This window comes from Paenibacillus sp. FSL P2-0173 (genome assembly GCF_038008045.1).
Classification (GTDB): Bacteria; Bacillota; Bacilli; order Paenibacillales; family Paenibacillaceae; genus Paenibacillus; species Paenibacillus polymyxa_B.
This window is the reverse complement of sequence record NZ_JBBOYK010000002.1, coordinates 291695-314263: the sequence shown is the minus strand read 5'-3', so window position 1 is coordinate 314263 and position 22569 is coordinate 291695. Positions and strand designations below refer to the sequence as shown.

Genomic DNA, 22569 nt, shown 5'->3' with positions numbered 1-22569 from the left:
TCGGATGGGGTGACGGAGTGAACGAGAGAATCGCCCAATATCGGGATAAGATTTCCGGGTATTGGAATAATTTCAGCAAAAAACAGAAGATATTACTTGTTTCGACATTAGCATTCATCATTATCGCCGTTGTAGTGCTAACGATGCAGTTTACTAAAACCGAGTATGAAGTGGCTTTCCGAGATTTAAATGCTAACGATGCAGCCGGAGTCATTAAATATCTCGATTCTGCGGGTATACCGTATCAACTTAATGCTGGTGGGACACAAATCTCAGTTCCAACCGCTAATGCGGATAAGGCGAAGGTAGATGTTGGGTCTCAAGGCCTGATTCAGAAGGGTTCAATCGGCATGAGTGCTTTTGACCAGTCCTCCTCTGCCATTGGTATGACGGAGAACGAGTTCAATGTGAAGTACAATAATGCATTGAACGGCGAAATACAGCAACTATTGGAACGGATGGATGGTGTCCAAAGCTCCAAAGCTGTCATTAATATGCCAAAGGAAAACATTTTTGCCGGACTTGAAGAAAAGGACAAAGCCTCCGCTTCGATTCAAATGGAATTCGAGCCTGGCTTTACTCCAAATCAGCAAGCGATCGACGGATATTTTAATCTGGTAAAAACGGCCGTACCGAATCTGCCAGTGGAAAACATTACGATCACCAATAAGGAATATGAGTTGATTCCAACGGCCAAGGGCGGCCAAGGTGGGCTCACTAGTGGTGTTCAGGAAAACATGGCTCTACAGAAGAAGTTTGAGAGCGATGTAAGGAATAATGTTCAACAATTTTTGTCGAAAATTGTTGGAGACGACAAGGTAAATGTGCTGGTTATGTCCCAGCTAAATTTCGACAAAGTAACATCAAAGGAACAAATGGTCACACCTGTTGATCAAACGAAAATGAAGGGTATTGAAATTAGCGCCCAACAAATTCAGGAAAGCTATACGGGCAGTAGTGGACAAACCGGAGGAGTTGCAGGAACAGGAACACAGGATGTTCCAGGCTATCCTGGAGGAGCTAATTCCGGCAATACCAGCTCAGATAAGAGTTCAAGTACGATTAACTACGAAGTTAACCGAATTGCAAGGGATATTATCCAAAGTCCGTACACTGTAAAAGATTTAACCATTAATGTAGCAGTTGAACCACCAACAGGTCAGCAAACGTTGGATACTGCAACTCAGACAGCAATTCAAAATATTTTGGTTAATATTGTAAGAGCGTCGTTAGCGAATTCTGGTACTACTATTACAGACGCTGATTTGGCTAAGAAGGTTTCAGTGTTCTCACAAGCTGTTCCGGCGCCTGCGAGCACTAATACATTCTTCTCAGCTTCCAACCCTTGGCTATGGGGCATCGGAGCTGCTGTTCTGGCACTGCTGGCGGGTGTAATCTTCCTCATCGTACGCGGTCGTCGTAATCAGGAAGAAGAGTTGGATGAAGAATTGCAACTCATGCCAACGCCGACGGAGTTCCCGTCTATTACCATGGAAAGTGTGACAAATGAAAGTCAAGTGCGTAAACAGCTTGAAAGTCTGGCGAAAAAGAAACCCGACGAATTCGTCAATCTGCTTCGTACATGGCTGGCTGACGAATAGAGGTGAGTTCATTGGCAAAGGCAAGCAGTCAAGGTTTAACGGGAAGACAGAAGGCGGCTATACTTCTCATCACAATGGGACCAGAGGTATCTGCTCAAATATTCAAGCATTTGCGTGATGAGGAGATCGAGCAACTTACATTGGAAATTGCCAATGTGCGGAAGGTCGATGCCATTGAGAAGGACTCCATCATGGCCGAGTTTCATCAAATTTGTTTGGCTCAGGAGTACATTTCCCAAGGCGGTATTAATTACGCTAAAGAAATATTGGAAAAGGCACTCGGGTCGCAAAAAGCAGTTGAGGTCATTAACCGTCTAACAGCGACGTTACAGGTAAGACCCTTCGATTTTGCCCGCAAGGCTGATCCAAACCAGATATTGAATTTTATACAGAATGAGAATCCGCAAACGATTGCTCTCGTGCTTTCGTACTTGCAATTCGAGCAGGCGGCTGCAATTCTGTCGTCTCTGCCACAGGAAAAACAGGCAGATGTGGCCCGGCGTGTCGCTGTCATGGACAGTACATCTCCGGAAGTTATTTCCCAGGTGGAACGAGTGTTAGAGCAAAAGCTATCTGCAACCGCAACGCAGGATTATACAAATGCGGGTGGTATCGAGTCCATTGTTCAGATTTTGAATGGCGTAGACCGCGGAACCGAACGTACGATTCTAGACTCGCTTGAAATTCAAGATCCAGAACTGGCTGAGGAAATCAAGAAAAGAATGTTCGTGTTCGAGGATATCGTCAATGTGGACAACCGTTCCATTCAGCGCATTATCCGCGATATCGACAATGCAGATTTGCAATTGGCGCTTAAAGTGTCCAGTGAAGAAGTACGCGATGTGATTTTCCGAAATATGTCGAAACGTATGGCAGAAACCTTCAAAGAGGAAATGGAGTACATGGGACCGGTGCGGTTGCGTGATGTGGAAGAAGCACAGACACGTATCGTATCGACAATCCGCAGATTGGAAGAGGCCGGTGAGATTATAATCGCACGCGGCGGAGGAGATGACATCATTGTCTAACTTGATCAAATCTTTCCAATATGTTCCTGTAGAGGCTTTGAAAACAATTGATGTGGCACATACGTATGCGCCAGAAACGACGGATGAAGAAATCACAACTGAATATACGGAACCGGAGCCTCAGCGAGATCACGAGGCTGAACGACTACGGGATGAAATGCTGAATGATGCTAAGGATTTTGCCGAACGTCAGGTTCGCGAGGCAGCTGAAGAAGCGGAACGGATGCTGCAGGAGGCACAGCAGCAGATTGAAGCCTGGTGGCAGGAACGACGCGAGCATGACGAGCAGTTAACTCAGTCGTTAAAAGCTGATGGGTTTCAGCAAGGATATGAAGAAGGTCAGAAGCTGGCTGAGGCCGAGCTCCAGACGAAATCAGAGCAGATGATGGAAGAAGCACAGGATATTCTGCGTCAGGCCTATGAGATCAAGGAACAACTGATTCAGGAAGCTGAGCCTTTCCTGGTTGAACTGAGTAGTGCTATTGCTGAGAAGGTCATTGAGAAACAGCTTAGCCTTGAGCCTGAATACACGATTGAATTAATTCGTAAAAATTTGGCTCGTAAGCGGGAAAAAGGAACCATTACATTGTGTGTGTCGCCTCAGCATTTCGCATTTGTGCAAGGTGCACGAGAAGAATTGTCATTAACTGTCGATTCGCAGGCAGAACTGCAAATTATTCCTGATGGTACTGTGAAAGATCGCGGTTGTGTTATCCGTTCTTCCTTTGGAAGTGTGGATGCGCGGATTGATACGCAATTAGCTGAGATCAAAAAGGAATTATTGCGTCTGGCACATGAGAATGAGGAGCGAAGACATGAAGGGGCTTAATGCGCAGCGCTACATGGATCATTTGCGCCAGCTGGACCCGGTTCGGGTAAATGGCAAGGTTACGCAGGTTATCGGCTTGATGGTTGAATCGGAAGGTCCAGACGCCAGTATCGGGGATGTTTGTTACATTTATCCGGGTAAAACGGCAAAGCCGTTGCAAGCGGAGGTCGTAGGCTTCAGGGACAATAAAGTGCTTCTGATGCCACTTGGAGAACTGCAATCCATTGGTCCCGGTTGTGATGTTGTAGGAACAGGGAAACCGTTGAATGTGCAGGTCGGGTCGGAGCTGTTAGGCAAAGTGCTGGACGGATTGGGTCAGCCTCTGGATGGCTCATTGATTCCCTCTCGAATGGCGAGATATTCAACCTTCAATATTCCGTCCAATCCGCTGAATCGTCCGCGTGTGCAGGAACCAATCAGTATCGGGGTGCGCGCTATCGACGGGTTGCTTACTATCGGTAAAGGACAACGGGTTGGTATTTTTGCAGGTTCGGGTGTAGGTAAAAGTACCTTGATGGGAATGATTGCTCGTAATACGGAAGCTGATGTGAATGTAATTGCCTTGATCGGGGAACGTGGACGCGAGGTGCTGGACTTTATTGAACGGGATTTAGGTCCGGAGGGACTAGAACGTTCCGTGGTCATTGTGGCAACTTCCGACCAGCCTGCGTTAATCCGTATTAAGGGTGCACTTATTGCAACGACGATTGCGGAATATTTTCGGGATCGCGGGTTAAATGTCATGCTGATGATGGATTCAGTTACCCGGTATGCGATGGCCCAACGTGAAGTGGGACTAGCCGTAGGGGAGCCGCCAGCAATGAGAGGGTACACACCTTCCGTGTTTGCTAGTCTACCTAAGCTTCTAGAACGTGCAGGGACAGGTCCTACTGGCTCCATAACCGCTTTTTATACGGTACTGGTCGATGGTGATGATATGAACGAGCCCATCGCAGATGCGGTGCGCGGGATTTTGGATGGACACATTGTCTTGAATCGTGGGATTGCGAACAAAGGACATTTTCCCGCAATTGATGTGTTAGCGAGTATTAGCCGGGTTATGAAGGATATCGCACCACGAGATCAGATAGACGCTGCCGAGAACATTAAGCGCTTGATGGCCGTTTACAAAGATTCGGAGGACCTGATTAATATCGGGGCCTATCAGCAGGGTTCAAATGCAGAAATTGACGAATCCATGGAGCGTATACGGGATATATGGGATTTTACAAGACAAAGAACAGATGAAAAGGCTGAGCTGGACGAGGTAAGGGAGCGTTTGATTTCTGAATTTACGAGGAGATGAAGGTTGAACGATGAGATTTCAGTATTCCTTTCAGAAAGTTGTAGACTTGAAAACCAACGAAAAGTCACAGGCCGAATGGTTGCTTTCCAGTGCTGTCGGACAATTGCAGGCTGAGGAGCAAACATTAACACAGCTTGTAGGCGAAAGGAATCGGGTCATATCAGCCATTCAAAAGGCTGCCGAGGATTGCGCGCCACTCTCTACCATTCAGGAATTACAGGCTTATGTTAATCATCTGGACCAATGTATTACACGCAAGCATAGGGATGTTCAATATGCGCAGCAAAATGTGCAAAGCAAACAAACCGTTTTGACCGATAAAATGCTGGATGAACAGGTTTGGCTGAAAGCAAGAGAGAAGGCCAACGTGAAATTCCAACAGGAAATGCTCCTGCGCGAGCAGAACGAGCTGGATGAAATGGCTTCCGTGCGATTTGCCATGAAAGCCCGGTAAGCGGAAAGTCATAGGATACGCATATCAGCTGCCTGAGGAGGAAGACGATGGCACAGAAGTTAGCAGAAAATGAACTGGATATGGATTTAGGAAAAGAATCAGGCGGGGGATTTGAACGGTTTATGTTTTTCCTGATTCCGATTGTGTTCACAATCGTTCTGGTCGGGGTCCTGCTTACATTGTTCAATATGGACTTCAGAAGCGAAATGATTTCATTAGGGAACAAAATACCAGTTGTTAAAAATTGGGTGCCTGAACCGAAAGATAAGGCTACCCAGACGAAAGAGGCAGATCAGAAGGCACAGTCTGAAAGTTCTGAAGCAACCATTCAGCAGTTAAAGTCAGATTTAGCCAAGCAGACGGAGGAGCTTAAAAAGGCTACCGCTGCTAAGACGACACAAGATAAAAAGGTTACTGAACTGCAGAATCAGGTCAATACGCTGCAAACGCAACAGGAACAGCAGCCACAGGCCAGTCAGCAGGGACAGGCTGGTACGCAAACTACAGGTGGAACAACAAATGAAGATCCTTATGTAAAACAGGCCAGAGATCTTGCTAGCATGTATGAAGGAATGACAGCTAGTAAAGCGGCACCGATTATGGAGAATCTGACTACGGAAGAGACTGTGCAGCTGCTAAGCTACATGGACCCTGCCAACAGTGCAAAGATTTTGCAAAAGATGGACGCTAAAAAAGCAGCCGATATTACTATGGCTCTGAAAAACGTAACGCCATCTACGGATTTGTCAGTTGCTGCGTTGCAGTCTCGTCTGAAAAAGGATCAAGGTACCACAGCTGGCACGACGAGTAAGAGTTTGCAAAGCACTCAAATCAGTAGCACATTTGCTTCCATGGACAAGAAGAGCGGTGCCGAACTTATTTTACAAACTTACAAAATCAGTCCAGACAAGGCATTAAACATATTAAATACAGTAGATGATTCGACACGTGGTTCTTTACTACAAAATATGTCTGCCAAGGATGCGGCTCAGACTGCAAAAATTTTGAACAAACTGATGGGCAGTAAGTAATTTAAATGAAGGGAGGTGAAAAATAAATGACCCTTATTTCTCAAAGTGTATCGCTCAGCTCCAGTCAAACAGCTAGCAGTACGACAGCCTCAACAACGAGTACAGCCACGGCTGCCGGAGCAACCACGGGTGCTTTTAATCAAACACTTACGCAAATGATGACAGGCGGGCAAACGGGCTCAGCAGGCACAGATGCGAACGGTTCTCCATTAGTTATGGTACTTCCGCTGATTGCAACCGGAGAATCCACGGAAGCTCCAACCGAGCCGCTGGTCGAAACACTGGCTCCTTTGCTGCAAAATCTCGAAAAGCTGGATGATCAGGTAGCTGCCGATCCTGCTCTGCTTGCTTCTCTGCAAGCGTGGATTCAGCAAGTACAACAGTTTTTGCAAGGCGACGGAACAAATCAACAGTTAAACGGTGGAGAAACGTCAGAGGCGACAGGCTTAACAGCCTTGGCAGCCAACCCTGCTACTCTTCGATTTGCATTGCAGGACGCTTTGTCACAACTTGCCAATGTAGCAGAGCAGGCTTCTGGAGACCAAAAGTCCCAGGTGGCACAGTTGCTACAATCGCTCCAAAGCGCAACGGCAGGGACGGGAGCTATTTCCGATGAGCAGTGGAATGGTGTAATGAAAGCTGTGGAACTTGCTGATGGTGGGGATTCACAAGCGGTTCAGCCTTCTGCAAATCGAGCAAATGGTAATCAAACCGTAGCTACAGCTACTACAGACAAACAGGTTGTTGTTTCTCAGCAGCAAGCAAGTCAGGGCGAAACTAATCAGCAAGGTTCAGAAGGGCAACGTTCATCAACTAATATTCTCGTTCAGTCTACAGTTAAGACGACTGGAGCGGATGAAGCGAGTGCATTCGTAGATGCAACTGAGCAAGCGGATCCGACAGCAACTGACAATCAGACTCCAGTGATCACGACTGCGGGACAGCTTTCGGTACAAACGCAAGGAACAACACCTTCGGCTCCAGCTCAACCAGTCGTACATGTACGGCAATTTGCCAAGGAGATGACCGAATTTGTAGTTCAGAAACTTGACATTGTAAAACACACTGGTTTGACGGAAGCGACCATCATGCTTCGTCCAGATCATCTGGGCCAGCTGGAGGTTAAGCTGACGATGCAAAATGGTCATCTGGTTGCCCAGTTCATGACTGAGCATAGCGGAGCGAAGGATTTGCTGGAACAGCAAATGTCGCAGCTGCGTTCGAGCCTGCAGAGCCAAGGTATCCAGGTAGATAAGGTAGAAGTAACGCACAATGAGTCGCTTTCCTCCCATATGTATCAGGATGGACGCGGATCTGGAGCTAATCAGCAGCAGCAATCCAACCAACGTTCCAAAGCTCGTGGTAGAGAAGAGAGCGAGGATGCTATGAAGGTAGCTGAAATGGCAGAAGAGCTTCGTAACTGGACAGCAGAACAACGCGCAGATGATATGAATCGGACAGGCTCCTTTACAGCACAAGCGTAATGATGGAGGTGAGAACACAATGACGACTACAGACAACAATGTATCCACCAGTAACGTCTGGCCGAATTACAATGTGAATAATGTCAAAACAGCAAGTGCCAAGGATACTAAAACGATGGGTAAAGATCAATTTCTGAAAATTTTGATCACCCAGCTACAAAATCAGGATCCGATGCAGCCTTTGGAGGATAAAGAATTTATCGCTCAAATGGCCCAGTTTTCCTCGGTGGAACAACTGATGAACATTTCTACGCAGTTGAATGCATTAGGACAGTCTTTGGGTACGGCTTCCGGTTTGATAGGAAAAGAAGTCAGCTGGATTGAGGCAGGTAAAAAAGACTCCATTACAGGTGAAGCAGGCGCGGGTACAGTAAAAAGTGGAATCGTGGATTCCATCGTTATTCGCGACGGTGTGCAGTATGCCAAAATGGGAGCGGCTGAGGTGGCATTAAAAGATGTAACATCAGTGAGCCAAGCTAACACAACGACTCCCGCTACAGGTACATCGGATACTTCATCTTCTTCCTCTACTGGAAGCGGTGAGAACTCATGAATGACAGGATAACGGTCGGACGCCTTTTTCCCGCCAACGTGCCCCCGGCAGCAATCACACAAAACCGAGTGAATTCGGTATCCAAGGATGCCAGACCGTTCGGTCAGGTGTTGCAGGATCAGGTGCTCAAGCTGAGCAACCATGCAGCCAAGCGTCTGGAGCAGCGGGGAATAGAGTTGAGAAGTGACCAAATGGCGAAAATCAACTCTGCTGTGGATAAAGCAGCTGCCAAAGGCGCCAAAGAATCATTGATTTTAATGCAGGATATGGCTTTGATTGTAAGTGTACCTAATCGAACAGTTGTTACCGCGATGGATAAGAAATCCATGGAGGATAACGTATTTACGCAGATAGATAGTGCTGTAATTATTTCATGAAAAATGTATACGAAGTGGCTGGCCCGAATAGGAAAGCCATGAAAAAGCCGCGGATCGACTGATGCGGTCAACTAAGCAACCAATCAGAGGAGGATTTATACTCAATGTTGAGATCAATGTATTCAGGTGTATCGGGCATGAAGGGTTTTCAAACGAAGCTGGACGTTATCGGTAACAACATTGCAAACGTAAATACTACAGGCTTCAAGTCCAGCCGAGTAATGTTCAAGGATATCTTGAGCCAAACGAGTTCAGGCGCAAGTGCACCAGACGGAACAACAACCGCCGGGCAGAATGCCAAGCAGGTAGGTTTGGGGGTATCGGTCAGCTCAATTGATACACTGCATCTTCCAGGTAGTGCAATGACTACGAACAACCCAACGGATTTACGTATTAACGGTGACGGATTTTTCCTGGTCAAAATGAATGATGCACAGGAAGTTCCTTATCTGACTCGTGCGGGTGATTTCCACATAGATGCAAACCGGAATCTGGTTACTTCCGATGGATTTTTTGTGGGAGATTTGGGTGGAGATCCAATCACACTTGCTGACAATGTTACGGCAGTCTCTATCTCACAGGACGGTACAATTGTACAACAATTGGATGACGGAACAGTTGATAATGGTACACAAATTGGATTAGCCAGAGTCACGAATCCAGAAGGTTTAGAAAAAATCGGTGGGAGCTTGTACCGTACTACGGTCAACTCAAATATTGATGCAATTGAGCCTGGAGCAGCCAACTCAGAGGGGCGTGGAGCTATCATCGCGGGTCAGCTGGAAATGTCCAACGTTGATCTGACAGGCGAATTTACCGAAATGATCGTAGCTCAGCGCGGATTCCAAGCGAACTCGCGTATCATTACGACCTCGGATGAAGTGCTTCAGGAAGTTGTAAACTTGAAACGATAATCTCATTTAAACGCGGAGGAGTAGAGGCTCCTCCGCACCTATCAGGAGGTTGGTGTTACGATGATCCCGTTAACGCGGCTGAACGGCTCGCCTATGTGGCTTAATGCGCTGCTCATTGAGACTGTGGAGGAAACACCGGATACATACGTCACTTTGGTGACGGGGAAACGGTTGATTGTATTGGAAAAAGCGGCAGATGTCGTCTCCTTGATCAAGGGTTACAGCCGTGAAATCGGCATGCATGCCGCCACGATAAAAGTGCAACAAATGGAGGAAGACGAATGAAGAAGATGCTGCCATGGCTCATTACAATTTTACTCGCGATTACTTTGATTGCAGGCGCGGCCTTTGTACTTATACCAGCGCTTAGCGGGAAGAAGTCGGAAGTCATACCGAATGCGCAAGCTGCTCAAGCAGAACAACTTCCAAGATTGTCAGCAGATGAATTGGTGGAAGTGAGCTCTGAAATTACCGGTATCAAAACGAATTTGGCAGACGCAGATTACATTGTCCAGATGAACCTATCTTTTCAATTGAACGATGCCAAAGCAAAAGAATCTTTTGAAAAAATCAAAGATATCAGTATTAAGCCCATCGTTATTCAATTACTTGCAGACACCAAACCTGATGAGCTCAGAACGGCTAAAGGCCGGGACCAGTTCAGTGACAAGCTGACGGATCTCATCAACAAGTCGCTCCCTGAAGGTCACCTGGGGAACGCCAAAATTACAGACTTTTTGCTGGCAGCCATTTGATTCCAGGTGAACTTGTCAGGAACACGTAAGGGGGTGAATAACATTGGTGGATGTACTGTCACAAGGGGAAATTGATGCCCTTTTAGCAGCTCTTTCGTCCGGTGAAATGGATGCGGAAGAACTTAAAAAGGAAGATACCCAAAAGAAAGTTCGCGCTTATGATTTTAAAAGAGCGCTTAGGTTTTCCAAGGATCATATACGGAGTCTGACGCGGATACACGAGAACTTTGCACGGTATCTGACCACATATTTTTCAGCGCAGCTTCGTACTTTTGTCCAAATTAATGTCGTTCAGGTGGAGCAGCTTCCTTATGATGAATTCATTCGCTCCATTCCGAAAATGACCATTCTGAACATTTTTGAAGCTGAACCGCTGGAAGGCCGTATGGTGCTTGAGGTTCACCCGAACGTTGCTTATGCCATGTTGGACAGGCTACTCGGAGGAACAGGTTCGGCACCGTCAAAGGTTGCTGCGTTGACCGAAATCGAGACGACGATCATGGAGCGAATTTTCAGTCGTACCTTTGATAGCCTGCAAGAGGCTTGGAAAACGGTACTAGACATTGAACCGCGCCTAGAGGCGATGGAAACAAATCCGCAGTTCATGCAGATTGTTTCGCCGAATGAAACGATTGCTCTGATTTCGCTTAGCACCAAAATTGGTGATACCACAGGGATGATTAACCTCTGTATCCCGCACGTGGTATTGGAACCCATTATGGCCAGACTGTCCACGCACCAGTGGTTTACATCCGAAAAGAAATCAAGGGCGCCCGAAGAGATCGACGCCTTGAGATTACGGGTCACCAAAGCAGAGCTCCCTATTATTGCGGAGTTGGGTGAATCCCGGATAAATGTAGCCGAGTTTCTGGGTCTTTCGGTAGGGGATGTCATTTCATTGAACAAGCCTGTCAAAGAAGGACTATCCATCCGGGTAGGCGAGAAATTGAAGTTTATGGGAAGTCCCGGCATGGTAAGAGATCGTGTTGCCGTACAAATTGATGAAATTGTCAACGAAGGAGTTGAAGAAATTGACGAGTAAAGACTATTTGTCCCAGGAGGAAATCGATGCCTTGCTGAAACAGTCTGAAGCGGGGACGGATTCTACTCCCGCCAACAAGACCGTTGACGATTTTCTGACTCCTCTGGAGCAGGATGCTCTCGGGGAAATCGGTAATATAACGTTCGGCAGCGCAGCTACGGCTCTTTCCACACTGCTCGGTCAAAAGGTGGATATTACGACACCTAAAGTTTCAATTATTACCCGTTCTGAATTTGAAACTGCATTTCCAAAGCCACACGTAGCTGTACATGTAAATTATGTCGATGGATTCGAGGGTATTAACTCACTCGTAATCAAAAAGCGTGATGCACAAGTGATAGCGGACTTAATGCTTGGTGGTGAAGGAAACCCAGTAGATGAAGAATTGAATGAAATCCACATCAGTGCCGTGCAGGAAGCGATGAATCAGATGATGGGATCTTCGGCGACCTCTATGTCTACCATGTTTAATCGTTTTGTTAATATCTCTCCACCGGGGATTGATATTTTGGATCCTATGCACGGTGATGGAGTATCCAGTCTGCCGGATGAAGAGACGCTCATTACAGTATCCTTCCGGTTATTGATCGGGGATCTTATTGACTCTACGCTGATGCAATTGTTACCTGTTAATTTCGCCAAAAAAATGGTGAGCATCCTAATGAATGGCGGAGAGGAAGAGGAACAACCGCAAGCGTCCGCACAGCAGGTAGCTGCAACAGCAACTCCTGAAGCGCCGCAACAAGCTAGCGTTCCGCAGCAACCGCCTGCACCAGCCTATCAGCAGCCGCCTGCAGCCGCGCAGGCGCCGCAAGACCCAAGCTATGGGCAACAACCGCCAATGTATCCTCAAGACCCGGGATACGGGCAGCAGGGCGCTCCAGGCTATGGAACACCGGGTTATGGAATGCCAGCTGGTGTACCACCGCAAGCTCCTTACGGAACGCCTCATCACTACGGCGCAGTACCGGGACGTAATGTAAATGTACAACCTGTACAATTTTCTAACTTGCAGTCCGGTGCATTTGCGCAAGTGGATGAAAACAATTTAAATTTATTGATGGACATTCCCCTTAGAGTCACCGTAGAATTAGGAAGGACCCAAAAGCAAATTAAAGATATTCTGGAGCTCTCACAAGGTTCAATTATTGAACTGGACAAGCTTGCCGGGGAGCCGGTGGACATTTTGGTTAACAACAAACTGATTGCCAAGGGCGAGGTTGTCGTAATCGACGAGAACTTTGGCGTGCGTGTAACAGATATTGTAAGCCAATGGGACCGTATTCAAAAATTACAATAAAAGCATAATTTAGGGAGGATTTATTTCAGATGGCAAACCGTATTTTGATCGTGGACGATGCTGCATTTATGAGAATGATGATTCGGGACATCCTGTCCAAAAATGGATTTGAAGTAGTAGGAGAGGCCCAGGACGGATCACAGGCCATTGAAAAATTCAAGGAGCTTCGTCCGGACCTGATTACGATGGATATCACGATGCCTGAAATGGACGGCATTGCCGCTCTGAAGGAAATCAAACAAATTGACGCGAACGCAAAGGTTATCATGTGTTCCGCGATGGGTCAGCAAGCAATGGTTATTGATGCCATTCAAGCTGGCGCAAAAGATTTTATCGTTAAGCCTTTCCAATCGGATCGGGTTATCGAAGCCATCAACAAAACACTGGGTGTGTAAGGCGCACCCAGTATGGATACACAACAGGGTGCCTCTGACGCATTGAGTACATCCAGCAATATAGGCAACATTGCCTGGGTCCTTTTCGTGCTAATCTTTATCATCGTACTGATCGTGTACTTGATACGGTTTTTGAGTAAAAGAAATCAGAGCTGGTTCAGCAACCGCTCCGTTCGCATACTGGGAGGCGTGGGACTTGGTCCCAATAAATCCCTTCAGCTTGTTGAAGTTGGTAGCAGTGTGTACCTCATTGGTGTGGGAGAAGATATCCGGCTTGTTGACAAAGTATCCGATCCTGAAGAAGTGGAGCAAATTTTGGCCGCACTGGAGCAAGAAGCTTCTCTGCAGCGCGGCCCGATTGCCCCGCTATTCGCTAAAATTGCGGATAAGCTTCGCCGGAACAACGCGGCACAGCAGCAGCCTGAAGAGGAGACATCTTTTCACGAGATGTTTGAATCCAAGCTTCGGCAAATGCCGAATCGCAAGGATAAACTTGAAAAGCTGCGCAATGAGGAGAATACTACAGATCGGTCGGGAGATTCATGAGAAAAAAGATTATACTTGCATGTTTGCTGCTTGTCTTGTTCAGCTTCATTTCGGTGACGGCGGCCTCTGCGGAACCGATTCCGAACATTGATATTCAAGTCGGCAATTCGGACAAAGGACAGCCCGGTGCCACCTCGCTGTCTATTATTTTACTTATTACTGTCATTAGTGTAGCGCCGGCGTTGCTTGTACTTATGACAAGTTTTACGCGAATTGTGATTGTGCTTGGCTTTGTGCGAACTTCGCTGGGAACCCAGCAGATGCCGCCTAATCAGGTGCTTGTCGGGCTGGCTTTGTTTCTCACTTTATTCATTATGGCACCGACGTTCTCAGCTATGAATGAAACTGCACTTCAGCCGTATCTCAAGGGGGATATAACACAGTCTCAGGCGCTGGATAAGGCATCGGTACCGATCAAGACCTTTATGTTCTCTCATACACGTGAGAAGGATCTACTGCTCTTTATGAAATACACCAAGATGGAAAAACCAAAGAATTATCAGGATATTCCACTAACGGTGATGGTTCCGGCTTATGCAATCAGTGAGTTGAAGACGGCATTTCAGATGGGCTTTATGATTTTCATACCGTTTTTAGTTATAGACATTGTGGTGTCGAGTACACTCATGGCTATGGGGATGATGATGCTACCACCAGTAATGATTTCACTTCCTTTTAAAATACTGCTTTTCGTACTTGTAGATGGTTGGTATTTGGTTGTCAAATCATTGCTTCTGAGTTTTAACACATGAATACTTCATGCAAGGACAGCAATCAAGGAGGACGGCAATGACTTCGGAGTTTATTATTTCCCTGGCTGGGCAAGCGGTGTACATTGTACTCAAGGTGAGCGCTCCGATGCTGATTTTGGGGCTAGTCGTGGGTTTGATTATCAGCATTTTTCAGGCGACAACCCAAATTCAGGAGCAAACACTGGCCTTTGTTCCGAAGATTGTCGCCGTATTGCTGGCATTGCTTTTGTTCGGGCCCTGGATATTGACCACATTAGTGGACTTTACGTATAACATTCTGGACAATTTGTACAAATATATAGGTTAGGCTGAATGTTATGAACATATTGTTACAGAGTTTTCCTGTTTTTTTGCTGATTTTTTGTCGGATTACCTCATTTTTTGTAGTAGCGCCTATTTTTTCAACCCGAGGGGTACCTAATATCTTTAAGGTCGGAATTTCAGGATTTCTAGCTTTGGTCGTGTATCTTACATATGGTACGCATCAACAGGTACCGACCGATGTAGCGTATGTGCTCTTAGTGGGCCGTGAAGTGCTGATTGGGTTGTTATTGGGGTTTACTGCATATCTGTTCATGACAGCGATCCAAACCGCAGGTTCTTTTATAGACCTACAGGTGGGTTTCGGAATGGCGAGTGTGTTTGATCCCATGACAGGGGCTTCAACGCCTTTAACGGGGAATTTCAAGTTTGCCATAGCTGTATTGTTCTTTTTAAGTATAAATGGGCACCATCATCTGCTAAATGCTATCTTATACAGCTATGATTGGGTGCCGTTGACAAATGATTTTTTTGTAAAGCTGTATGGTGGCAGTGTAACTGAATTCTTGGTACGTTCTTTTGCGGAATCATTTATGCTTGCTTTTCAAATTGCTGCTCCCATTGTAGTGGCTACCTTTTTAACAGATGTGGGACTCGGTTTTTTAGCTAAAACAGCGCCACAATTCAACATTTTTGTTATTGGTGTACCTCTTAAAATTATTGTGGGACTGTTCATGTTACTGCTTCTCATGCCAAGTTTTGCTTTTATATTCGAAAGATTGTTTTCTGTGATGTTCGAATCCATGCGCAACTTGTTGGATATTATGGGTAATCGTCCTTAATGTCTGGTCTGGAGGAACGTAGTTTGTCATTTAAATATGCTATGAACCTGCAGTTGTTCTCAGGGGAAAAAACGGAAAAAGCTACACCCAAAAAGAAACAGGATGCAAGACAAAAAGGGCAGGTTGCCAAAAGCATGGAGTTGCCCGCCGCTGGTGTCCTGCTGGTTACGTTTTTTTGCCTCATGATTTTCGGCGGGTATTTTAAGGATCATGCTGTTCGACTATTTCGAGATATTTTTGTGAATCGGCTCTCTATGGAGGTAACGCCGAACACAACGCTGCTGATGATGGGCGAGTACGGCGTGCAAATCTTGATTATGCTGGCACCTATTTTTATTGGGGCTATTGTCATCGGGATAGTAGCGAATTACATGCAGATCGGTTTTTTATTAACCGGAGAGGGCATTACGCCCAAGTTTAGCAAGATTGATCCGATTAAAGGATTCAAAAATATTTTTTCCATGAGGTCATTGGTTGAATTCCTGAAATCTGTTTTAAAGATGACCGTAATTGGTTATCTGGTGTACAGCGTACTCTGGAAAACAAAGGCTGACCTACCCAAACTAGCTGAAATGTCCGGCGATCAGATGTTGGGCTTTACAGCTTCATTAACAATGGAACTGGGGCTCAAAATTGGTGTGGTGCTGTTCGTTTTAGCGGTGTTGGATTATATGTATCAACGTTACGAGCATGAGAAAAACCTGAAAATGTCCAAGCAGGACATTAAGGATGAATACAAGAAAATGGAGGGTGACCCGCTGATCAAGGGGAAAATTCGCGAGCGTCAGCGCCGTATGGCTATGCAGCGTATGATGCAGGAGGTTCCTAATGCAGATGTCATCATCACCAACCCTACGCACTTTGCTGTGGCTTTGAAATATGACGGTTCGGAGATGGAAGCGCCGCAGATTATTGCGAAAGGGCAAGATTACGTTGCACTCCGAATTAAAGAAATTGCCAAGCAAAACGGCGTAATAACGATGGAAAACAAGCCGCTGGCGCGGGCGCTGTTTCAACGAGCCGAAATCGGGGATGCGATACCAGCTGATCTGTTCCAGGCCGTTGCCGAAGTGCTGGCGTATGTATATAAATTAAAAGGTAAAGTGAAATAAAGGGATCGGAGGGCTAGAGACCCGTGAAAATAAAAGAAATAACTGTCCTTGCAGGCGTCATCGGTATCGTTCTTATGATGATTCTCCCGATCCCATCATGGCTGCTGGATATCCTACTCGTCATTAATATTTCTATTGCTTTGATGATTCTACTCGTTTCTATGAACACGAAGGAAGCATTACAGTTCTCTATTTTCCCTTCATTGTTGCTCATTACAACGTTGTTTCGATTGGCACTTAATATTTCTACAACCAAACTTATTTTAGGTGAGGGCCATGCAGGGGAAGTAGTTGCTACGTTTGGTAGTTGGATTGCAGGAGGGCAAATTGCCGTCGGTTTTGTTGTCTTTCTCATTCTCGTGGTCGTACAGTTCATTGTTATCACCAAGGGATCTGAGCGGGTTGCTGAGGTAGGCGCACGGTTTACGTTGGATGCGATGCCGGGTAAACAAATGAGTATTGATGCTGATCTGAATGCAGGTTTGATCAATGAGCAGCAAGCCCGTGAACGACGCAGTAAAATCGAACGGGAAGCAGATTTTTACGGAGCGATGGATGGTGCGAGTAAATTCGTTAAAGGTGATGCCATTGCTAGTATTATCATTTTGATCATTAACTTGGTCGGTGGCTTTATTATCGGTATGGCCGTTCAGGGAAAAGGATTTCAAGAGGCGCTGTCGACTTATTCTGTCCTCACCATCGGTGACGGACTGGTCAGCCAGATTCCCGCACTGCTCATATCCACGGCGTCAGGCTTGATTGTTACGCGGGCTACGTCGGATGGCAACTTGGCGGAGGATTTAACTGGACAGCTCTTTTCTTATCCAAAACTGATCTACATTGTGGCAGCCACAATTGCATTATTGGGACTTTTCACACCTATTCATATCATTACAACTCTTCCACTGGCGATACTGCTGTTTTTCGCGGCTCGAAGAATGCAGGGCAATATGGAGCGCAAGCAGATAGCCGATGAACAGCTGGAAGAGGAGCAACAAATTGAAGAAGTCCGTAGTCCGGAAAGTGTCATTAATCTGCTTCAAGTAGATCCAATTGAATTTGAATTTGGATACGGGTTAATTCCGCTGGCGGATACACAGCAGGGCGGGGATTTATTGGATCGGATTATTATGATCCGTCGTCAATGTGCTTTGGAGCTGGGTTTGGTTGTGCCGGTCATTCGTATTCGGGACAACATTCAGCTCAAGCCTAACGAGTATGTAATTAAAATTAAAGGTAATACCGTGGGTGGCGGAGAGCTTCTGTTAAATCATTACCTGGCTATGAGTCCAGGATACGACGATGATTCTATTACAGGAATCGAAACGACGGAACCAGCCTTCGGATTGCCTGCGCTCTGGATTGATGAGAACACCAAGGATGTTGCGGAACTATCGGGTTATACCGTAGTTGATCCACCTTCAGTTGTAGCTACTCATCTTACGGAGACAATCAAGAAACATGCTCATGAGTTGCTTGGCAGACAGGAAACACGATCGCTGGTCGACAATCTCAAAGAGAATTATCCAGTGCTGGTGGACGACCTTATTCCTTCTGTGCTTGCGATTGGGGATGTACAAAAAGTGCTGGCCAAGCTGTTGAAAGAAAAAATCTCCATTCGCGATATGGTGACTATTTTCGAAACATTAGCTGACTATGGTACTTATACAAAAGATCCCGACGTGCTGACTGAATATGTCCGTCAGGCGTTGTCCCGCCAGATTACGCAGCAATTTGCCCAACAAGGGGAGACGTTACGCGTTATTACAGTGGGACCAGGATTGGAGAAGAAAATTGCTGAAAGCGTGCAACAGTCGGAGCAAGGTAGCTATTTGGCTCTTGATCCGGTGTCTACGCAAACGGTGTATCAAAGAATGATGGAGCAAATCAACCGCCTTATTCAATCTGGACAGCAGCCTATTGTGTTAACGTCACCGACAATTCGTATGTATTTGCGGCAAGTGATGGAGCGGACGATGCAGGATGTCCCGGTGCTGTCGTACAGTGAGCTGGAGCCGAACGTTGAAATTCAAAGTGTCGGGGTGGTGAACTTATGAGAGTGAAACGATATGTAGTGGATACCATGCCAGAAGCTATGCTGCAAATCAGGGGTGACTTAGGAACAGACGCCGTCATTTTAAGTACAAAAGAAATGAAGGTCGGCGGTTTCATGGGAATGTTCAGTAAAAAGAAAATCGAAGTGGTTGCTGCGGTAGAGGAGAAGCAACCTCAAAAGCCACGACGGTTTGGGCCCTCTTCACAAGAACTTGCCCAGGCGGCTTCACCTCTAATGAACGCTCCTGAACAGCCAGAAAAATCATTTATGCCTGTGGTTCCCAGACAAGCTGCTCCAGAAGCTTATCGACGGGTAACGCAGATGACGGGTGGTTCCAAAGAAGAACAAGCTGAATTAACGATTAATGAAGAACAAGCTGCTTCAGCAACTGAGCATTTGTCATCTAGGTCTGCAAATAATCTGGAGACTATATCTCAAGCACTTGATCATGAAGCATTGCTTTCGAACATGAAATCATCCAGTGAACTGTTTAAACAGCCCATTGAAGTAAGTGCTCCAGATAAGAGCGGAGTAGAGGAAAATCAGGCTCTGCTTAATGAATTGCGGGAAATGAAAGCCATGATGACTCGGTTTTCCCGAAATTCTTCATTGGAAAGTACTTGGCCGGAGCCGCTGCAAGAGATTTGTGAGCGTGTACTGGAGCAGGAAGTGGAACGTGATTTACTGGAGTATTGGCTCGAACAGGTATATGTGCGTCGGAGTGAGCACCCTTTTGCGCCTGAAACTTTTGATTGGGAACAAGCCTTTCGTGAGGAAGTGGCCAGTTTTATTCAGACAAGACTGGACAAAGGGATCTCTAAAGATACCAAAATTGTGTATGTGGCAGGTCCTACCGGAGTAGGGAAAACGACAACCATTGCCAAGTTAGCAGCAGAGCAGTTGTTTAAGCATCATCGCAAAGTTGGATTTATTACTTCTGACACGTACCGGATTTCAGCCGTCGAGCAACTGCGTACATATGCTACGATTTTGAATGTACCGCTTGAAGTTGTGCAATCTCCTGGTGACGTCCACAGAGCCATTCAACGTCTGGAACATTGTGACCTGATCCTCATGGATACCGCAGGACGAAATTATCGTAATGAATTACTTGTTTCGGAACTGCAAAGTCTGCTTTCGCCTATTGATGAAAGTGAGACGTATCTGGTACTCAGTCTGACATCCAAAAGTAAAGATATGCTCAATATAACTGGACATTTCAGTAAGTTTGGTCTTGGTAAGGTTGTATTTACTAAGATGGACGAGACAGGTAGCTGTGGTGGGATGTTTAACCTTTTGCATCATTTTCCGATGCAGCTGGCTTATATTACCAATGGACAAAATGTTCCTGACGACCTGCTTCATCCCGATGCAGAAATGGTGACAAGCATGCTGCTTGGACCCAAAGCATCAACAGGAGTTAACGGAGATTCCATATGAGTGACCAAGCCCAATCACTTAGACAAATGGCTTCTTCCTTGGATAAATATCGATTGCCCCCACGTAATCGTCAAGCGAAAATTATAACGATCACCAGTGGTAAAGGCGGGGTGGGCAAATCCAATTTTACGCTGAACTTTGCTCTGGCTCTGCAATCCTTTGGTCGAAAGGTACTTGTGTTTGATGCTGATATAGGTATGGCCAATATTGATGTATTAATGGGAGCCAATTCACAATACAATCTTCTTCACCTGCTAAAACGTGAGAAATCAATTGATGAAATTATTCAAACGGGTGTAGGTGGTTTGCCTTATATTGCTGGAGGATCGGGCTTGAGCGAATTGTTTACGTTATCGGATAACGATCTGAATTATTTTGCCGAAGAAGTAGAGAAAATGGCGGCAGATATGGATTACATTCTATTTGATACAGGTGCAGGTTTATCCAAAGAAAACCTTAAATTCATCACTTCAGCTGACGAATGCCTGGTCGTAACCACACCGGAACCGACGTCCTTAACAGATGCGTATGCGCTAATTAAAGTCGTCAGTGGGTTACAAAAGGATACGGTATTCAAAATTATAGTCAATCGTGCCGATAACGATAATGAGGCCCGTCAAGTTGCCGATAAGATCGCACTGGTTGCGAAACGCTTTTTGGAGATCGAAATCCCGTTGCTTGGACATATCAGTGATGATACTCATGTCATGCAAGCAGTCAAAAGGCAAGTACCTTTTATGGTTGCTTTTCCGGGATGTGCGGCTTCAAGAGATGTATTGAATCTGGCACACCGTTTTGCAGCAATGCCACAGATTCCGCAATCAGGTGCATTGAGTGGAATTAAAGGGTTTATGCAAAAATGGTTGCGGCGTTCTGTACATTGATTTTGATGAGAGGAAACAGAGGTGTTTAACATGTGTGCTTACCAGGTGCTGGTTGTAGATGATTCGGCCTTTATGCGCAAAATTATTACAGATTTAATTGTAAGGGATGAGTCGTTCAACATCGTAGGTACAGCCGCCAATGGCAAAGAGGCTGTAGAGAAAGTGAAGGAATTGCAGCCCGATTTGGTCACCATGGATGTCGAGATGCCTGAAATGAATGGTCTTGAAGCATTACCATTGATTATGGCAGCCCATCCGCTACCTGTTATTATGCTGTCAGGCATTAATGAACAAGGTATGAAGGAGACCATCATGGCTCTGGAGGCAGGAGCTTTCGATTTTATAAGAAAGCCTTCCATTGCTCATGCGCAAGATATTGAGCAAGTGAGCAAGGCGCTGCTGGAACAGATGCACACTGCTATGCAAGCAGTGCGGAGCCGCCTGGAACGCAAGGAAGCTAATGAGCGCAAAGCTGCATTGGAACAAGCGGAAAAAACGCCACAGGAAAAGCCTCCAGGACAGGCTGTGACTGAGAAACGAACAGGCAGTCAAGCTTCGACAGACAAGCCTCCTGTTGTTCCGCTTGCTCCTTCACCTGCTGTATCAGCTCAGCCGAAGCGTGATGCGGGCAAGTCCGCCCCGGCAACAGCCAAGCAGGAAACTAAACGACAACAGTCTGGAACATCTGTTACAGCGGGGCGCATAGAACAGCCAGCTGCTCAGCCAAGCAAGTCAGTCCAAGCACCTACTGTTCAGAAGAAGGAAGACTTGTCCAAGGGGATGGGACGAACACCAGGGCAACTAAACAGTTCTAATGCGGCCGCTGGCAAATCGCTGCATGGTAAGGATAAAGCAGGGCTGGTTAAGCCGGAGCCCCGTAAGACGGTGATTTCATCAGCTACGCCTACTCCTGCGGCTGCTACGCCTCCAGTAACGGCACCTACAGTTACTGCCACACCTAAGGGATTTTCTCTTAAAAAAGGTGTGCACACGTCCAGCTTTCGCAAACTGGTGGCGGTGGGATGTTCTACGGGCGGTCCGCGGGCGCTCAAGACGCTGTTGGAACGCATTCCTGGTGATTTTCCTGCTCCAATCGTTATCGTTCAGCATATGCCGCCAAACTTCACTCGTTCGCTGGCACAACGCTTAAACACGTTAAGTCCACTCCGAGTTGTGGAGGCTGAGCAGGGAATGACGCTGGAGACTGGAACGGCCTACATTGCCCCAGGGGGATATCAACTAAGAATTGTGCCAGGAGCCGGTGGTAAATACACTGTGTCACTGAAGATGGAGGAAGCTCGCAATGGTCACCGTCCTTCCGTAGATACGATGTTTGAATCGTTGCTCTCGTTAACCTCGTTGGAGCGGCATCTAGTATTGCTCACTGGAATGGGGAGCGACGGGGCCAAAATGATGAAAAAGCTTTATGATGCTGGGGTACAATCCACATTTGCTGAAAATGAGGAAACTTGTGTAGTGTACGGAATGCCCCGCTCAGCAGTAGAGTTAAAATGTGTGCGTCACCTTCTGCCAATGCAGGAGATCGCCCCCAAGCTTGTACAAGTTGTGAAATAATCGGAGTGTAACTCATGGAGGAGGTGTCTCAC

24 protein-coding genes are annotated in these 22569 nt (G+C 46.4%); all 24 read left to right on the top strand.

Features of this window, described 5'->3' with window-relative positions; genetic code table 11:
- Window positions 1–17 precede the first annotated feature (17 nt).
- The 24 genes from fliF (at window position 18) to MKX30_RS11545 (ending at window position 22537) form a co-directional block, all read left to right on the top strand.
- A complete protein-coding gene (gene fliF / locus MKX30_RS11660; RefSeq protein ID WP_023988187.1) occupies window positions 18–1601 on the top strand; it encodes a flagellar basal-body MS-ring/collar protein FliF in 1584 nt (527 codons plus the stop codon).
- Between the two features lie 11 nt (window positions 1602–1612).
- The gene (gene fliG, locus MKX30_RS11655) at window positions 1613–2629 is read left to right on the top strand and encodes a flagellar motor switch protein FliG (RefSeq protein WP_013370674.1); all 1017 of its coding nucleotides are present in this window, start codon (window positions 1613–1615) and stop codon (window positions 2627–2629) included.
- Window positions 2622–3458: a FliH/SctL family protein gene (locus tag MKX30_RS11650; protein ID WP_025723732.1), complete on the top strand. Its 837-nt coding sequence runs from the start codon at window positions 2622–2624 to the stop codon at window positions 3456–3458. The genes fliG and MKX30_RS11650 overlap by 8 nt, the downstream gene beginning before the upstream one ends.
- On the top strand, window positions 3445–4764 hold the full coding sequence (gene fliI, locus MKX30_RS11645) for a flagellar protein export ATPase FliI (protein WP_013309889.1): 1320 nt from the start codon (window positions 3445–3447) through the stop codon (window positions 4762–4764). The genes MKX30_RS11650 and fliI overlap by 14 nt, the downstream gene beginning before the upstream one ends.
- 10 nt (window positions 4765–4774) lie before the next feature.
- Complete coding sequence (gene fliJ, locus MKX30_RS11640; RefSeq protein ID WP_013309890.1) at window positions 4775–5218, top strand: flagellar export protein FliJ; 444 nt, start codon at window positions 4775–4777, stop codon at window positions 5216–5218.
- Window positions 5219–5265: 47 nt separating this feature from the next.
- The gene (locus tag MKX30_RS11635; RefSeq protein WP_028542724.1) at window positions 5266–6249 is read left to right on the top strand and encodes a magnesium transporter MgtE N-terminal domain-containing protein; all 984 of its coding nucleotides are present in this window, start codon (window positions 5266–5268) and stop codon (window positions 6247–6249) included.
- Between the two features lie 26 nt (window positions 6250–6275).
- On the top strand, window positions 6276–7733 hold the full coding sequence (locus tag MKX30_RS11630) for a flagellar hook-length control protein FliK (RefSeq protein ID WP_341062837.1): 1458 nt from the start codon (window positions 6276–6278) through the stop codon (window positions 7731–7733).
- Between the two features lie 19 nt (window positions 7734–7752).
- A complete protein-coding gene (locus tag MKX30_RS11625) occupies window positions 7753–8286 on the top strand; it encodes a flagellar hook capping FlgD N-terminal domain-containing protein (protein WP_068940652.1) in 534 nt (177 codons plus the stop codon).
- The gene (locus MKX30_RS11620) at window positions 8283–8663 is read left to right on the top strand and encodes a TIGR02530 family flagellar biosynthesis protein (RefSeq protein WP_023988192.1); all 381 of its coding nucleotides are present in this window, start codon (window positions 8283–8285) and stop codon (window positions 8661–8663) included. Before MKX30_RS11625 ends, MKX30_RS11620 begins: the two co-directional genes overlap by 4 nt.
- A 104-nt stretch (window positions 8664–8767) precedes the next feature.
- The gene (gene flgF / locus MKX30_RS11615) at window positions 8768–9577 is read left to right on the top strand and encodes a flagellar basal-body rod protein FlgF (protein WP_023988193.1); all 810 of its coding nucleotides are present in this window, start codon (window positions 8768–8770) and stop codon (window positions 9575–9577) included.
- Window positions 9578–9637: 60 nt separating this feature from the next.
- Entirely contained in the window at window positions 9638–9862 is a 225-nt protein-coding gene (locus tag MKX30_RS11610) for a flagellar FlbD family protein (protein ID WP_013309896.1), read from the top strand.
- Window positions 9859–10332, top strand: coding sequence for a flagellar basal body-associated FliL family protein (locus MKX30_RS11605; RefSeq protein WP_023988194.1), 474 nt, complete (start codon window positions 9859–9861; stop codon window positions 10330–10332). The genes MKX30_RS11610 and MKX30_RS11605 overlap by 4 nt, the downstream gene beginning before the upstream one ends.
- Window positions 10333–10375: 43 nt before the next feature.
- Complete coding sequence (fliM, locus tag MKX30_RS11600) at window positions 10376–11374, top strand: flagellar motor switch protein FliM (protein ID WP_023988195.1); 999 nt, start codon at window positions 10376–10378, stop codon at window positions 11372–11374.
- Window positions 11364–12674 carry a flagellar motor switch phosphatase FliY gene (gene fliY / locus MKX30_RS11595; RefSeq protein WP_023988196.1) on the top strand — a complete coding sequence of 437 codons (1311 nt, stop codon included), beginning with the start codon at window positions 11364–11366 and terminating at the stop codon, window positions 12672–12674. Before fliM ends, fliY begins: the two co-directional genes overlap by 11 nt.
- Before the next feature lie 29 nt (window positions 12675–12703).
- The gene (locus MKX30_RS11590) at window positions 12704–13069 is read left to right on the top strand and encodes a response regulator (RefSeq protein WP_010346372.1); all 366 of its coding nucleotides are present in this window, start codon (window positions 12704–12706) and stop codon (window positions 13067–13069) included.
- Between the two features lie 12 nt (window positions 13070–13081).
- A complete protein-coding gene (locus MKX30_RS11585) occupies window positions 13082–13615 on the top strand; it encodes a flagellar biosynthetic protein FliO (RefSeq protein WP_023988197.1) in 534 nt (177 codons plus the stop codon).
- Window positions 13612–14367: a flagellar type III secretion system pore protein FliP gene (gene fliP / locus MKX30_RS11580; protein ID WP_013309901.1), complete on the top strand. Its 756-nt coding sequence runs from the start codon at window positions 13612–13614 to the stop codon at window positions 14365–14367. The genes MKX30_RS11585 and fliP overlap by 4 nt, the downstream gene beginning before the upstream one ends.
- 37 nt (window positions 14368–14404) lie before the next feature.
- Complete coding sequence (gene fliQ / locus MKX30_RS11575; RefSeq protein WP_007430038.1) at window positions 14405–14674, top strand: flagellar biosynthesis protein FliQ; 270 nt, start codon at window positions 14405–14407, stop codon at window positions 14672–14674.
- A gap of 10 nt (window positions 14675–14684) precedes the next feature.
- Window positions 14685–15470: a flagellar biosynthetic protein FliR gene (gene fliR, locus MKX30_RS11570; protein ID WP_023988198.1), complete on the top strand. Its 786-nt coding sequence runs from the start codon at window positions 14685–14687 to the stop codon at window positions 15468–15470.
- Window positions 15470–16582 (top strand): flagellar biosynthesis protein FlhB, encoded by a 1113-nt coding sequence (gene flhB, locus MKX30_RS11565; RefSeq protein ID WP_069080945.1) that lies wholly within the window; start codon window positions 15470–15472, stop codon window positions 16580–16582. The genes fliR and flhB overlap by 1 nt, the downstream gene beginning before the upstream one ends.
- Before the next feature lie 23 nt (window positions 16583–16605).
- Window positions 16606–18639, top strand: coding sequence for a flagellar biosynthesis protein FlhA (gene flhA / locus MKX30_RS11560; protein ID WP_016820963.1), 2034 nt, complete (start codon window positions 16606–16608; stop codon window positions 18637–18639).
- Window positions 18636–20078, top strand: a complete 1443-nt coding sequence (gene flhF / locus MKX30_RS11555; RefSeq protein WP_341062836.1) for a flagellar biosynthesis protein FlhF — start codon at window positions 18636–18638, stop codon at window positions 20076–20078. Before flhA ends, flhF begins: the two co-directional genes overlap by 4 nt.
- A complete protein-coding gene (locus MKX30_RS11550) occupies window positions 20075–20962 on the top strand; it encodes a MinD/ParA family protein (protein ID WP_023988201.1) in 888 nt (295 codons plus the stop codon). Before flhF ends, MKX30_RS11550 begins: the two co-directional genes overlap by 4 nt.
- A gap of 30 nt (window positions 20963–20992) precedes the next feature.
- Complete coding sequence (locus MKX30_RS11545) at window positions 20993–22537, top strand: chemotaxis protein CheB (protein WP_264454843.1); 1545 nt, start codon at window positions 20993–20995, stop codon at window positions 22535–22537.
- Window positions 22538–22569: the final 32 nt, after the last annotated feature.

Bases quoted from the DNA above. Each gene is read 5' to 3' on its own strand.
- fliI (WP_013309889.1), top strand. From the start codon at position 3,445: ATGAAGGGGCTTAATGCGCAGCGCTACATGGATCATTTGCGCCAGCTG.
- MKX30_RS11610 (WP_013309896.1), top strand. From the start codon at position 9,638: ATGATCCCGTTAACGCGGCTGAACGGCTCGCCTATGTGGCTTAATGCG.
- MKX30_RS11550 (WP_023988201.1), top strand. From the start codon at position 20,075: ATGAGTGACCAAGCCCAATCACTTAGACAAATGGCTTCTTCCTTGGAT.
- MKX30_RS11625 (WP_068940652.1), top strand. From the start codon at position 7,753: ATGACGACTACAGACAACAATGTATCCACCAGTAACGTCTGGCCGAAT.
- flhB (WP_069080945.1), top strand. From the start codon at position 15,470: ATGTCTGGTCTGGAGGAACGTAGTTTGTCATTTAAATATGCTATGAAC.
- MKX30_RS11635 (WP_028542724.1), top strand. From the start codon at position 5,266: ATGGCACAGAAGTTAGCAGAAAATGAACTGGATATGGATTTAGGAAAA.
- MKX30_RS11545 (WP_264454843.1), top strand. From the start codon at position 20,993: ATGTGTGCTTACCAGGTGCTGGTTGTAGATGATTCGGCCTTTATGCGC.
- MKX30_RS11605 (WP_023988194.1), top strand. From the start codon at position 9,859: ATGAAGAAGATGCTGCCATGGCTCATTACAATTTTACTCGCGATTACT.
- MKX30_RS11590 (WP_010346372.1), top strand. From the start codon at position 12,704: ATGGCAAACCGTATTTTGATCGTGGACGATGCTGCATTTATGAGAATG.
- flgF (WP_023988193.1), top strand. From the start codon at position 8,768: ATGTTGAGATCAATGTATTCAGGTGTATCGGGCATGAAGGGTTTTCAA.
- fliJ (WP_013309890.1), top strand. From the start codon at position 4,775: ATGAGATTTCAGTATTCCTTTCAGAAAGTTGTAGACTTGAAAACCAAC.
- MKX30_RS11630 (WP_341062837.1), top strand. From the start codon at position 6,276: ATGACCCTTATTTCTCAAAGTGTATCGCTCAGCTCCAGTCAAACAGCT.
- MKX30_RS11620 (WP_023988192.1), top strand. From the start codon at position 8,283: ATGAATGACAGGATAACGGTCGGACGCCTTTTTCCCGCCAACGTGCCC.
- MKX30_RS11585 (WP_023988197.1), top strand. From the start codon at position 13,082: ATGGATACACAACAGGGTGCCTCTGACGCATTGAGTACATCCAGCAAT.
- fliQ (WP_007430038.1), top strand. From the start codon at position 14,405: ATGACTTCGGAGTTTATTATTTCCCTGGCTGGGCAAGCGGTGTACATT.
- fliP (WP_013309901.1), top strand. From the start codon at position 13,612: ATGAGAAAAAAGATTATACTTGCATGTTTGCTGCTTGTCTTGTTCAGC.
- fliR (WP_023988198.1), top strand. From the start codon at position 14,685: ATGAACATATTGTTACAGAGTTTTCCTGTTTTTTTGCTGATTTTTTGT.
- flhF (WP_341062836.1), top strand. From the start codon at position 18,636: ATGAGAGTGAAACGATATGTAGTGGATACCATGCCAGAAGCTATGCTG.